Source organism: Flavobacterium sp. FlaQc-28 (assembly GCF_044007415.1).
Classification (GTDB): Bacteria; Bacteroidota; Bacteroidia; order Flavobacteriales; family Flavobacteriaceae; genus Flavobacterium.
In genome coordinates this window covers 223,414-236,568 of record NZ_JBIPCM010000001.1, presented here as the reverse complement: position 1 = coordinate 236,568, position 13,155 = coordinate 223,414, and the positions used below count along the sequence as shown (strand labels likewise).

General features: G+C 32.7%; 13 protein-coding genes. 3 read left to right on the top strand and 10 right to left on the bottom strand.

Going from position 1 to position 13,155, the window contains the following annotated elements; genetic code table 11:
* Nucleotides 1-97: 97 nt before the first annotated feature.
* A complete protein-coding gene (locus ACHRVL_RS00975; RefSeq protein WP_395409643.1) occupies nt 98-1,345 on the top strand; it encodes an ABC transporter permease in 1,248 nt (415 codons plus the stop codon).
* Between the two features lie 187 nt (nt 1,346-1,532).
* On the opposite strand, the gene accD is transcribed toward ACHRVL_RS00975, so the two are convergent.
* The 3 genes from accD to ACHRVL_RS00960 form a co-directional block, all read right to left on the bottom strand.
* Nucleotides 1,533-2,387: an acetyl-CoA carboxylase, carboxyltransferase subunit beta gene (gene accD / locus ACHRVL_RS00970; RefSeq protein WP_089052550.1), complete on the bottom strand. Its 855-nt coding sequence runs from the start codon at nt 2,385-2,387 to the stop codon at nt 1,533-1,535.
* 110 nt (nt 2,388-2,497) lie between these two features.
* A complete protein-coding gene (gene fbaA / locus ACHRVL_RS00965) occupies nt 2,498-3,565 on the bottom strand; it encodes a class II fructose-bisphosphate aldolase (RefSeq protein ID WP_395409641.1) in 1,068 nt (355 codons plus the stop codon).
* A 60-nt stretch (nt 3,566-3,625) separates the two neighbouring features.
* Entirely contained in the window at nt 3,626-6,199 is a 2,574-nt protein-coding gene (locus ACHRVL_RS00960; RefSeq protein ID WP_395409639.1) for a BamA/TamA family outer membrane protein, read from the bottom strand.
* 37 nt (nt 6,200-6,236) lie between these two features.
* Between ACHRVL_RS00960 and ACHRVL_RS00955 the strand changes: the two genes are divergently transcribed.
* Complete coding sequence (locus ACHRVL_RS00955; RefSeq protein ID WP_395409636.1) at nt 6,237-6,965, top strand: TrmH family RNA methyltransferase; 729 nt, start codon at nt 6,237-6,239, stop codon at nt 6,963-6,965.
* Nucleotides 6,966-6,974: 9 nt separating this feature from the next.
* On the opposite strand, the gene ACHRVL_RS00950 is transcribed toward ACHRVL_RS00955, so the two are convergent.
* From ACHRVL_RS00950 to ACHRVL_RS00935, 4 genes are all read right to left on the bottom strand, one after another.
* Nucleotides 6,975-7,682: a porin family protein gene (locus ACHRVL_RS00950; protein WP_089052554.1), complete on the bottom strand. Its 708-nt coding sequence runs from the start codon at nt 7,680-7,682 to the stop codon at nt 6,975-6,977.
* Between the two features lies 1 nt (nt 7,683).
* Nucleotides 7,684-8,415 (bottom strand): bifunctional demethylmenaquinone methyltransferase/2-methoxy-6-polyprenyl-1,4-benzoquinol methylase UbiE, encoded by a 732-nt coding sequence (ubiE, locus tag ACHRVL_RS00945; RefSeq protein ID WP_089057440.1) that lies wholly within the window; start codon nt 8,413-8,415, stop codon nt 7,684-7,686.
* A gap of 572 nt (nt 8,416-8,987) precedes the next feature.
* Nucleotides 8,988-9,470: a dihydrofolate reductase gene (locus ACHRVL_RS00940; protein ID WP_395409633.1), complete on the bottom strand. Its 483-nt coding sequence runs from the start codon at nt 9,468-9,470 to the stop codon at nt 8,988-8,990.
* Between the two features lie 12 nt (nt 9,471-9,482).
* Complete coding sequence (locus ACHRVL_RS00935; RefSeq protein WP_089052557.1) at nt 9,483-9,827, bottom strand: 2TM domain-containing protein; 345 nt, start codon at nt 9,825-9,827, stop codon at nt 9,483-9,485.
* 240 nt (nt 9,828-10,067) lie between these two features.
* On the opposite strand from ACHRVL_RS00935, the gene ACHRVL_RS00930 reads away from it, so the two are divergent.
* Nucleotides 10,068-10,364 (top strand): isoamylase early set domain-containing protein, encoded by a 297-nt coding sequence (locus ACHRVL_RS00930; protein WP_395409631.1) that lies wholly within the window; start codon nt 10,068-10,070, stop codon nt 10,362-10,364.
* 50 nt (nt 10,365-10,414) lie between these two features.
* Here the strand turns inward: ACHRVL_RS00930 and ACHRVL_RS00925 are convergent, their stop codons facing one another.
* The 3 genes from ACHRVL_RS00925 to ACHRVL_RS00915 all read right to left on the bottom strand — a co-directional run bounded on the left by ACHRVL_RS00925 (nt 10,415) and on the right by ACHRVL_RS00915 (nt 13,139).
* On the bottom strand, nt 10,415-11,266 hold the full coding sequence (locus tag ACHRVL_RS00925) for a thymidylate synthase (RefSeq protein WP_395409629.1): 852 nt from the start codon (nt 11,264-11,266) through the stop codon (nt 10,415-10,417).
* 118 nt (nt 11,267-11,384) lie between these two features.
* Nucleotides 11,385-12,008, bottom strand: coding sequence for a bifunctional nuclease family protein (locus ACHRVL_RS00920; protein WP_042566126.1), 624 nt, complete (start codon nt 12,006-12,008; stop codon nt 11,385-11,387).
* 162 nt (nt 12,009-12,170) lie between these two features.
* A complete protein-coding gene (locus tag ACHRVL_RS00915; RefSeq protein ID WP_089052560.1) occupies nt 12,171-13,139 on the bottom strand; it encodes an electron transfer flavoprotein subunit alpha/FixB family protein in 969 nt (322 codons plus the stop codon).
* Nucleotides 13,140-13,155: the final 16 nt, after the last annotated feature.

Genomic DNA, 13,155 nt, shown 5'->3' with positions numbered 1-13,155 from the left:
ACATTATGCTAAAAAAATCTACTGATGAGTAAGTTAACTTTTATTAGGTTTTTGTTTTTAAATTATTGAATTTTACTTTGTTGAAAAATACTACTATATGCTTCTTTATCTAAGATTATTAAAAGAAAGTTTAAGCTTTGCTATAAGCGCTTTGCGAAATAATAAACTGCGAACTTTATTGTCGCTTTTAGGTGTTACTATTGGTATTTTTTCAATTATTGCTGTTTTAGCTGCTGTTGATTCTTTGGATAGAAAAATTTCAAAAGATTTGAGCAGTTTAGATAAAAATACGATTTATTTAATGAAATACTGTTTTGGACCCTCCGAAATTCCGCAATGGAAGAGAGAACAGTTTCCAAATGTAAAGTATGATGAATATATTGCTTTAAAAAACTCGCTTAATAATACAGATCAGGTTGCGTATCAGCTTTTTGTTAATCATGAAAGTTTAAAATATGATTCAAAAACTGTCAGCGATGTAAATATTGTGCCGTCGTCAAGCGAAATGGTCGATATTGATGGATTGAGTTTTGACAAAGGAAGGTTTTATAATGAATCTGAATCGAATTCAGGAACTGCAGTAATAGTTTTAGGATATGATATTGCCGATGGGCTTTTTGGCAGCAGCGATCCTATTGGTAAAAATATACGGCTTTATGGTCAGCGTTTTACTGTAATTGGTGTAATTGAAAAACAAGGAGCAGGTTTTTTTGGAGACAGCAACGATACTTCGGTGTATTTGCCAGCTAATTTTTTGCGTAAAATGTATGGTGACAGCGATGCAATGACCCCGGTAATTGTTTTGAAACCAGAGAAAGGCATTGATATGGATGCTTATAAGGCTGAAGTTGCACAAAAACTTCGAGCAACTAGAGGAATGAAAGCAGGAGAGATTGATAATTTTTTTGTAAATGTTCTTTCCGGTTTTACAGATTTTATCGATGGAATTCTAGGGCAGATGAATGTTGTAGGCTGGATTATCAGCGGATTTTCTCTTTTAGTTGGCGGTTTCGGAATTGCAAATATTATGTTTGTTTCAGTAAAAGAAAGGACGAATTTAATTGGAATTCAAAAATCATTGGGGGCCAAAAACAGGTTTATATTATTTCAGTTTTTATTTGAAGCAATAATTCTTTCAGTAATTGGCGGAATTATTGGTTTATTGATGGTTTGGGGAATTGCTCTTATTTTAACAAAAGCGCTCGATTTTGAGTTTGTTTTAAGTTTTGGAAATATTGTATTAGGAACAACATTAGCGGCGCTTATTGGATTAATTTCAGGAATTCTTCCAGCAATTTCTGCAGCAAATTTAGATCCAGTTGAAGCAATTCGAACTGGAATGTAGGTCTTTTTGAGGTTCAAAGGTTCAGAGAGGCAAAGGGACTAAGTTTTAATTTTAGATCTTTATGTAATTCTGGAATTTTACAAGTTTTTCTTTTTTAAATTCCATAGGAATAATACATATTCATTTTTGATAACAAAAAATCCCAAGAAGTAATTCTTGGGATTTTTTGTTTTAGAGAGTTAAAAAACTATCTAATTGTATTGTTTTGAATCAAATCGATGTATAAGTTGATCTTATCTTTCAATTCTTTTCTAGGCGTGATAAAGTCTAAGAAACCGTGCTCTAATAAGAACTCAGCAGTTTGGAAACCTTCTGGTAAATCTTTTCCTGTAGTGTCACGAACAACACGAGGACCAGCAAAACCAATCAAAGCCCCTGGTTCAGAGATGTTGATGTCTCCTAACATAGCGTATGATGCTGTTGTTCCTCCGGTTGTTGGGTCTGTACAAAGTGAGATATAAGGTAATTTTGCTTCTGCTAATTGAGCTAGTTTTACAGAAGTTTTTGCTAATTGCATTAAAGAATAAGCAGCTTCCATCATACGAGCCCCGCCAGATTTAGAAATCATTACAAAAGGCAGTTTGTTTTTGATCGCATGATCAATACCTCTTGCAATTTTTTCACCTACAACAGCTCCCATAGATCCACCAATAAAAGCGAAATCCATACAGCAAATTACAAGTTCTTTTCCTTTAGATTTTCCTACTCCCGTACGTACAGCATCTTTAAGGTGAGTTTTTTCCATTACATCTTTTAATCTTTCTGCATATTTTTTTGTATCAACAAAATGCAAAGGATCTTTTGATGTCATGTTTTTGTCTAACTCAACAAATTCGTTGTTGTCGAATAAAATTTCAAAATAGATTGCGCTTCCAATTCGAACATGAAAATCATCTTCAGGGCTTACGAATAAGTTTCTTGCTAATTCGTCAGCATCAATAATTTTTCCAGTAGGAGATTTGTACCACAATCCTTTCGGAACGTCCATTTTATCTTCTGTCGCGGTCGTAATTCCTTTTTCTTGTCTTTTAAACCAAGCCATTTTTTTAATTTTAGAATGTAGATTTTAAAGTTTAGATTTTTCAATCTGATTCAAAATTTAGATTTCAGGCTTTTTTAGAAGTCTGAAATCTAAAATCAGAAATCTAAAAATTAAAGTGTATTTACGTTATTCAAGTCAGCAAAAGCTTGTTCAAGTCTTGCGTTGAATGTTACTTCGCTCTCACGAACCCATTTTCTTGGGTCATAATATTTTTTGTTAGGTACATCAGCACCTTCTGGGTTACCAATTTGAGTTTTTAAATACTCAATATTGTTTACCATATAATCACGGATTCCTTCAGTATAAGCAAACTGTAAATCAGTATCGATGTTCATTTTGATAACTCCGTATCCAATAGCTTCTCTAATTTCTTCAAGTGTAGAACCTGAACCTCCGTGGAAAACGAAATCTACTGGATTGTGGCCAGTTTTGAATTTGTCTTGAACGAAATCTTGAGAATTTTTTAAAATTTTTGGAGTTAATTTTACGTTTCCTGGTTTGTAAACACCGTGAACGTTTCCAAAAGCAGCAGCAATTGTAAATTTAGGACTTACTTTAGATAATTCTTCGTAAGCGTAAGCTACCTCTTCTGGTTGAGTATATAATTTTGAGCTGTCTACGTCTGAGTTGTCAACGCCATCTTCTTCTCCACCTGTAATACCAAGTTCGATTTCTAATGTCATTCCCATTTTGCTCATTCTAGCTAAATATTCTTTGCAGATTTCGATGTTCTCTTCGATTGGCTCCTCAGACAAATCGATCATGTGAGAACTAAATAATGGTTTTCCTGTTTCTGCAAAATGTTTTTCAGAAGCATCTAATAAACCATCGATCCAAGGCAATAATTTTTTTGCGCAGTGGTCAGTATGTAAAATTACAGTTGCACCGTAAGCCTCAGCTAAAGTGTGAATGTGTTTTGCTCCAGCAATTCCACCAGCGATTGCTGCTTTTTCGCCTGCGTTAGATAAACCTTTTCCAGCGTTAAATTGTGCTCCTCCGTTAGAAAATTGAATGATAACCGGTGCATTTAATTTTGCTGCAGTTTCTAGTACTCCATTAATTGTACTTGATCCTGTAACGTTTACAGCAGGTAAAGCAAATCCTTTTTCTTTCGCATAATTAAAAATCTCCTGTACTTGATCTCCTGTAGCTACTCCGGGTTTAATATTGTGTACCATTGTAATTTTTTTTATAGTTGTTTTTAGTTTTTAGGTTGCAAAAATAAGAATTAATTAGCATTAGAACGGATAATTTATTCCAAAATTTAAAACCGAGTGTCCAAAATTGTACTCTTTAAACCAGCGGTCACCCTTCTCATGCGCCGGATTATAAGTCTTAAAGCCTAAATCTAAACGAATAACAAAAAAGCTTAAATCGTATCGTAAACCAAATCCTGAACCCAAAGCAATTTCAGCTAAATCGTTTACGCCAGAAAATTTTGCCTTCTCATCGATGACATTATCGAGCACATTCCAGATATTTCCGGCATCTGCAAAGATGGCTCCTTTAACATCTCCAAACACTTTAAATCTATATTCTGCACTAAAAGCAATTTTCATATTTGCCTCATTGAAATCATTTACAGCATTCGTGCTTCCAGGTCCAAGAGAGTAAGGCTGCCAAGCACGGTTGTCATTTGATCCCCCTGCGTAATAACTTCGTGAGAAAGGAATGTAATTTGAATTTCCGAAAGGAATTGCTATTCCAAAAAAGCTTCGAACGGCTAATACTTTCTCTTTTCCAAAATCCCAGTGTTTGATATAGTCAAACTCAGTTTTTACATACTCGGAGTATTCTAAGTTGAAAATTTCGTAATTGCCATTTGCATTTTTTTGTAGATTTCCTAAACTTGAAATCGCTGATAATAAGGTTCCTGCAGATTCTATTTTAGTTTTGAATTGATAAAAAGTATTGTCTGCTAAATCTTTTTTAGTTGTTTTGGTAAAAGTGTAGCTGGTTGCTAAAATAAAGTCGTTTTCAGTTAAACGAACCCTTCTTTCTTCTATACTTTCTACATCTTTATATTGTGGGTCGCCAGGAAGTAACGCCGTTTTGTTGTTCAATACATCACTGGTAAAACCTGTCGTTCCATTTGGAATAGTCAGATCTTTTCTAATTTGTTCTTCTGGTGTAGTTCCCCAGTTGATAGGGTTTTCATTATAATCTTTACCAATTCCGTTCAATTCATCATAAGAAGAAGTATAAACGTTAAAGTAATTATTAGGATTTAGGTTTCGGACAAATTGAGCATTAAGCAAATCAAATTTCACAGAATTGTGTCTTTTTGGCGACCAGTTGTAAGATATTCCTCCTGTAAAGTTTTCTTTGTCTAAACCAATATTGCGCTGTTTTGAAAAACCTGCTGAAATACTGGTAGATGGAATCATTCTTTTTGGAATAATTTTTTCCGTACCAAAAGGCATCAGGATTCTTGGGAAGTTAAGTTTTAAATCAATCCCATATTCAGAAACGTTAAAAAAGTTATCGTTAGGATTTGCCATGTCTTTAGAAGATCCAATGTTTAAACGCGTGGAGATTTCTAAAGTTTCAGCTCTGTTGAATACATTTCGTATAGTTTCGGATATACTAGCCCCAATACCAAAGTCTTGAATATTGGAGTGCGTTACGTCTAAAGTTGTACCAAAACTATATTTCTTTCTAGGAGTTAAATAAACTTTTGCAATTAAAGACTGCGCAGTTGAGTCGCGTTTGTCTACTTCGTATTGTATTGATGGGTAATTAAAAATTTTAAGATTATTTAAATATCGTGATGAAAGAGTTGTTCTAGTGTCAGAAAAAGTACTTCCTTTATTTATAAAAACAGCATCTGTAATGGCACGAGGCTTATATTTTAGCTTTTTATAACTGTATAGATTGAAGTTGTTATAAGTAGTACTGTCGCTGATTTTACTTTTAGCATTTGCGGCAGAGTAATCAGTAAAAATATTTACATCGCTGATTGTATATAGTTTAAAAGGTTCTGTTCTGCTGGAGTCTTTTTCCTGTATATTGTTGTTGCTGATAATAAGAGTTACATTGGCTTTGTTTTTTTTGCCAATTGTATCAATGTCAAAAGTGATGTAAGTAGGCTGAAAAAAATAAGCACCATGATTTCTAAAATAGGTTGTGATACGATTTTTTTCTTCTTCGAAATCAGAAGTTTTATACTGATTTCCAGATTTTAAAACCGAAGCCTCTGGATTGTTTTTGTATAATGAATCAAGGGCAGGGGTCATTATTTTAGTTCGAATAGTGTCTATAGTATAACCAGGGCCGGTAGTTATTTTATAATTTATCTGAGCCTTTTTTCGAGCAATACTGTCAATAGAATAATCTGTAGAAACATTAAAATAACCATTGTTGAAATAGTAATATTTTAAGCGCAACAATGACTTTTTTGCTTTTGCGGTATCAATTATTACGGGTGCTTCACCGGTATTTTTTAAAAACTCATTAAGTCCTTTGTTTAAAAAAGATTGTCCAAGTCGATCAACTTGCTTTGCAGATAATACTTTAGACCAGCGTTCATATCTGTGTGGGTGTTTTATAAATTGAGCCTTGTAAGTTGAGTCTGGATTTAAGTTTGCTAAATTGTACAAATTTAGACGAAGCTTGTATCCTAATAGTTTACCATTAGGTTTTTGATACATTTGATTTAAGGCCGTTTCATCATTTGTAGATTTCCCGTTTACAAGAATATTATTTTTTACAAGAAGGTTTTTTCCGTCAGGAACTCTTTTTACAGCATTACAAGCGCAAATAAGTATTGCTATTAGAATAAATGCTGTTATTTTTGTAGAATTCTTTTTCAAGTGTTTTTAAAAATTTAATTCAAAAGTACATTATTTTATGGTTGCTAAAAACCAAATAAAGCTTATCTCAGGTTTGCATCAAAAAAAGCAGCGTTTTGTAAATCAATTATTTTTTGCCGAGGGGGTAAAGGTAATTCAAGAATTACTGCAATCCAATTTTGAATTAGAGCATTTATACACCACATTAAATGATTTTCAAGAAGTTCAAACTTCAAAGCGAACTCTTATTAATGATCAAGAACTAAAAAAAATAAGCGCGCTGACAACTCCAAATTCTTGTTTAGCAGTTTTTAAAATGCCTGTTGAAAACGAAATCAATAATAACGGTTTAATCCTCGCTTTAGATGATATTCGTGATCCAGGAAATTTAGGAACCATTCTGCGTCTTTGCGACTGGTTTGGAATTAAACAAATTGTTTGTTCTAAAGAAACAGTCGATATTTACAATCCAAAAGTTGTGCAGGCCACAATGGGATCAATTACCAGAGTAAACGTAAATTATGTTGATCTCAAAACGTATTTAAGTCAAACAAAACTTCCTGTTTTTGGAACTTTTATGGATGGTGAAACTATTTATAAAAAAAATCTGCCTGAAAACGGAATCATTATTATGGGTAATGAAGCCAATGGTATTTCGGCAGAAATTGAAAAAACGGTTACCACACGATTAACAATTCCTAGGTTTGGAGAGTTACAAAAAACTGAAAGTTTAAATGTAGCAACAGCAACCGCGATTATTCTTAGTGAGTTTAAACGAAATAGTTAGGAATTTGTTTTAGTGAAAAGTAAAATTTATTAAAAGAGCTCTTGATTTCATAGAATCGATGTTACTTGTCCAAGGGCTTAGTGGATCTTTGTCTTGTACTAATTCGTTTGTAATACCAAACATACCTCTAATAGAAGGAGAGAAAATAAAATACTCTGTAAAGAAATCTATTCCAAAGCCAAGTTCATAAGCTGCTGTCCATGGTTTTACCCTGAATTTTCCTTCGGCATTGTCATCCGTAGATTTAGAGTTGCTTGATAGGTTTAATGTTGTAGACATTCCGCCAACTAAATAAGGACGAACATTTCCGGTACGCAATGAAGAAAATTTCAATAACAACGGAAAATGAATATAAGTGCTGTTTACTTCTCTCAAGTAATCCGTTTTAGAAGTAAAATTAGGGTAATACAAATCTCGCTTTGTGTAATATAAGCCCGGTTCAAAACGCAAATTAATGTATTCTTGCAATCTTAAATCAGCAACTACACCAACATTAAAACCAGTAGTTTTTTTTACTTGAATATCTTGATTTACTACATTTTTATAATCAAATTTGAAATCAAAGCTGTTAAAACCCAAATAGTATCCAAAATAAACACGCTGCTTTTGCCAGTTTTCAAGATTTATAATAGGATCTTTGCTAAACATGCTTTTAGCAAATTGAGAATATCCTTTTGTCGATAAGACTAATAAAAATAAGATTACAATTTTTTTCATACTACTTTTTAGATGCTGAATAAATGGTTGCTACACCAAAAGTCTGAGGCATTGCTACAACATCTATAAACCCAGTTTTTCTTAAAATATTGTTTAATGCTTCTCCATATGGGAAAGCGGCAGCAGATTCAGATAAATAACCGTATGCTGAATTGTCTTTAGAAAACAATTTCCCTATAACTGGCAATATATTTTTGCTGTAAAATTTATATCCTTGTTTGTATGGTGTTTTGTCAGGAACTGAAGTTTCTAAAATTACAAATACACCGTTTGGTTTTAAAACTCGTAAAATTTCAGAAAAACCTTTTTCTAGATTCTCAAAATTACGAACGCCAAAACCTACAGTTATTGCATCAAAATAGTTGTCATCAAAAGGAATATTTTCAGAATCTCCTAACACTAAATCTATAACAGAAGATAGATTTTTTTCTTCTACTTTTTTCTTTCCAACTTCAAGCATTCCTGCAGAAATATCCAGACCAATAATTTTTTCTGCTTTAGTTTGAGCCATTAAAATGGCTAAGTCGCCAGTTCCTGTAGCAATGTCAAGAATGACTTTTGGTTTAGTATCTGAAACTATTTTTAATACTTTTTTTCGCCATTTGACATCAATACCAAATGAGATTACACGATTTAAATTGTCGTAGTTCCCAGAAATGTTGTCAAACATTTGGGCTACTTGTTCTTTTTTACCTAAAGAAGAATCTTTATATGGGGTTATTTTTTCAGACATTATTTTTATTTACGCAAATATAAACAATCTGCTTTAACTGTAGTTGAGTTTTTTAAAGTGTAAATTAAATGTTTTGAAATGGAGGATAAAAATCACTTTTAGTAAAAGTTTTTACCATCACCAAAAGTGGGTATTTTTAAAAAATCACTAAAAGTGGGTATTGTATGATGTGTATTTTATGTACAACTTTGTTAAAGTAAAAATGATAAAAATTTAATGATTGATTTATCATATTGACTTAATCAAACAACTGTTTTTTGCACTGCAGTTAATTTGTTCAAGTAAGTAGTTTTAAAAGTATTGTTCTTGGGGGGATACTATTTTTAAAGTGCGAAATACGTTCTTAGGATTAAATTTGTTTTTGGAAATTTTAATTTTCTGCCTTTAATATCTTAGTGGTATTTGTTATTAAGGGCCTATTGAGATTCGTTCTCAATTAACAGTAAATGTTATTCAGTTATTTCAAATGCACTTTGCATTTGTGATTTTTACAAAAACTATTTCTTGAATTAGTCAAGGCTAACAATCAGTCATTTTTAAAAAACATCCTTCAAAAGAGGATGTTTTTTTATTTATTTTCTAATGTAAGTTTCGTAAGTATAATCGTAAAGATGTTTTTCATCTTTAAAATTTTCTTCAGATTCTACTAATAACCATTCACTTTTATTGATTTTAGGAAAAAATGTATCAGCATCAAATGCGTGATGCACTTTAGTTATTTCAATTATATCAGTATAAGGTAAAGCCAAATTGTAAATTTCGCCGCCTCCAATAATATATGAATCTTCATTTTCAGGGCATAATGCGATAGCTTTTTCTATGCTGTCTACAACTATGCAGCCTTCAGGGGCATAATCTTTTTGTCTGGTTATAACAATATGTACTCGGTTAGGTAATGGTTTCGGAAAACTTTCAAATGTTTTTCTTCCCATTATAATATGATGATTCGTTGTTAGTGTTTTGAATCTTTTGAAATCATTTGGCAAGTGCCATACTAAATCATTATTTTTTCCAAGAGCATTGTTTTCGGCAACAGCCGCGATCATTATAATCATAATGTGCTAAAACTAAATTTTATTTTCGGTATCCTCATTAATCCTTGATTCTAATTGACTGATTCTTTTTTGCTGTAAAGCAACTAATCTGTCAATTTGTTCCCTTTCCCATTTTTTGTTCATGAATCGATCTGTTATGTAAACTTTTATAAAGTGCAGTATAAAAATGAAGAACCATAAGGTAATGCCCCATAAGCACCAATTTTGCTCTGTTGAAGCTCCAAAACCAAAAAATCTATTTGCGATAAAAATAAATAAACTTCCCAGTAGAAAAAGTACAAAATGAAAATAAAGGATTTTTTTTTGTCTTATACGTCTTCTTGCATACTCGTATTGTTCGTGCACTTCTTTTTCCATACCGATATAAATGAGATTATAAAGTTAGAATTTATTTTTAAAACACCGTATTCTGACCGCAGAATATTTGTTTGAAAATGAGTTGTAAATAAATATACAAAAAAAATATACTCTTTAAATTGTTGATGCAATTAAAAAAACCGACTGTTTTTGCTATTATCACAAATCGGAATTGCATTGTGAAAAGTTTAGTTGAATTTATGTAATTTTAGTTTCTATAAATCTAAAAACTAAATAGTTATGTCTTTAAAGAAACAATTTGTCAAAACAAAACCAGTTGTAAAAGTTACTTTTTCTATAGATGCCAAAGACGCTGATTCGGCAGCGGTTGTTGGAGATTTTAATAACTGGAATCCTGAAGAGGGAACTTTGAGTAAACTAAAGAATGGAACATTTAAGGCTACGTATGACTTGGTAAAAGATGCCATTTATGAATTTAAGTATGTAATTGACGGCACATATATCAACGATCCAGAAGCAGATTCATATAAATGGAATGATTTTGCCGGCAGTGAAAATAGTGTTTTAGTAGTATAAAAAAATCCGCTTAAAATTTTAAGCGGATTTTTTTTTATTATTATTTATTTTTATACAGCAACACTTCCTTTTATGCCCGCATGCGGTTCATAGTCTTCAAGTGTGAAGTCATTATAATCAAAATCAAAAATGTTTTTAACAGCTGGGTTTAGAATCATTTTTGGAAGCGGTTTTGGCTCACGAGTTAATTGTAATTCCAGTTGTTCAAAATGATTGTTGTAAATGTGCGCATCACCAAAAGTATGAATAAAATCGCCTGGTTCTAAATCGCAAACCTGTGCAATCATCATAGTTAATAGTGCATAAGAAGCAATATTGAAGGGAACGCCTAAAAATATATCAGCGCTGCGTTGATACAATTGACAAGACAGTTTTCCTTTTGTTTCTCCTTTTTCTAAATCTGGTGTTGCTACATAAAACTGGAAAAAGGCATGGCAAGGAGGTAATGCTGCTTTATTGTTGGCTACATTTTCTTCAAAAGATTTTTTTGTATCCGGTAAAACAGATGGATTCCATGCTGATACCAACATTCTACGACTGTTTGGATTAGTCTTTAATTCGGTAATCAACTCTGAGATCTGATCAATTTCTTCGCTGTTCCAATTACGCCATTGATGTCCATAAACCGGACCTAAATCGCCATTTGAATCAGCCCAGGCATCCCAAATTTTCACTCCGTTTTCTTGTAAATATTTAATATTCGTATCACCTTTCAAAAACCAAAGCAGTTCATAAATGATCGATTTTAAATGTAATTTTTTTGTTGTAACCATTGGGAAACCTTCACTTAAATCAAAACGCATTTGGTATCCAAAAACGCTTTTGGTTCCAGTTCCAGTTCGGTCTCCTTTTTGGCATCCGTTTTCTAAAACGTGTTTTACTAAATCTAAGTACTGTTTCATTATTGCTTTAGGCTTTAGGCTTTAAGCTTTAGGCTTTTTCCTAAATGCTTTAAGCTTGTTTTTTTATGTTTTGCACTTTAAGCTTATTGCCTAAAGCTTAAGGCTTACAGCCTTAAAATTATCTTTTCGAGATTTCGTCTCTAATTTTTGCAGCTTTTTCATAATCTTCCTGAGAAACGGCCTGATCTAAAAGTTCATTTAGTTCTTGCAAGCTGTGTTTTGCATAAACATCTCCAGATTGATTACTTTCTTCTTCGTGTCCAAAAGTTTCTGGGTTAGAAAGTACATCGTCAATTTCCTGAGAGCCTTGATCTGTTTCGGCTGTATTTGATTTTAAATAAATTCCAGCTTTGTCCAGAATGTTTTTATAGGTGAAAATTGGAGCGTTAAAACGTAATGCTAAAGCGATAGCATCTGATGTTCTAGCATCGATGATTTCTTCAATTTTGTCTCTTTCGCAGATTAAGCTTGAGTAAAAAACGCCGTCTACTAATTTGTGAATAATGACTTGTTTTACAACAATGTCAAATCTTTCAGCAAAGTTTTTGAATAAATCGTGAGTTAATGGGCGAGGAGGTTTTATCTCTTTTTCTAAGGCAATAGCAATTGACTGGGCTTCAAAAGCGCCAATAACAATAGGTAATTTTCGTTCGCCGTCAACTTCATTCAAAATCAAGGCATACGCGCCATTTTGAGTTTGGCTGTATGAAATTCCTTTTATAGATAATTTTACTAGACTCATATATGTTTGTAAAACGGGCACTTAGCACCGCATTTTAATACTTTTTTTGATTGAAAAATAAAGGTGCAATTTTAATCAAAAAATATGGAACAAAAAAGCTGCCTTAAAACAAAGATACGATTATCTTGTTTTTAGGCAGCTATAATATTAAGAATTCTTGAATTAAGAATGTTGCGCTTTGAAAGCTTTTAATTTCTCTGTTAATTGAGGTACGATTTCAAATGCGTCGCCAACAATACCATAATCAGCAACTTTAAAGAAAGGAGCTTCTGGATCGTTATTGATAACTACTTTTACTTTTGATGAGTTGATACCTGCAATGTGCTGAATTGCTCCAGAAATTCCTATTGCAATATATAAATTTGTTGCAACTGGCTTTCCTGTTTGTCCAACGTGCTCGCTGTGAGGTCTCCATCCTAAATCCGAAACTGGTTTAGAACATGCTGTTGCAGCACCTAAAACTTCAGCTAAATTTTCAACTAATCCCCAGTTTTCCGGACCTTTCAATCCGCGTCCGCCAGAAACTACAATATCAGCATCAGCGATAGAAACTTTTCCGCTTACTTTTTCTACAGATTCTACTTTTACACCAAAATCGTTATCTCCAATTGATGGATTAAAATCTTCGGCAGCTGCAGCTCCTGCGCTTTCAAAAATTCCGTAAGAGTTTTTAGCTAAACCAAGAACTTTTACATCTGTATCGATTTGTGTAATATTGAAAGCTTTGTTTGAAAAAGCATTTCTTTTTACTTGGAAAGGCGAGGTGCTTACTGGTAATCCCACAACATTTGAAGCAAAACCAGCATTTAACGCTACTGCAACTAATGATGAAAGATAAATACTATCTGTTGTAGAAGAAAGTAAAACTACTTTTGTTCCTTCTTTTTCAGCGGCTTGTTTGATTACATCGGCGTAAGCCTTAGCAGTAAAACCAGCTAATTTATCGTTGTTTACTTTTAAAACCTTATCAACTCCGTATTTAGCCAATTCGCTTACATCGCTGATGTTTACAGTTAAAGCTGTAACGGTTGTTCCTAAACTTTCGGCTACTTTTTTAGCGTAAGAAGCTAATTCGAAAGCTACTTTTTTAAATTTTCCTTCTGCAGATTCTGCATATATTAATATTGACATAATTTTTTGTTTAAAA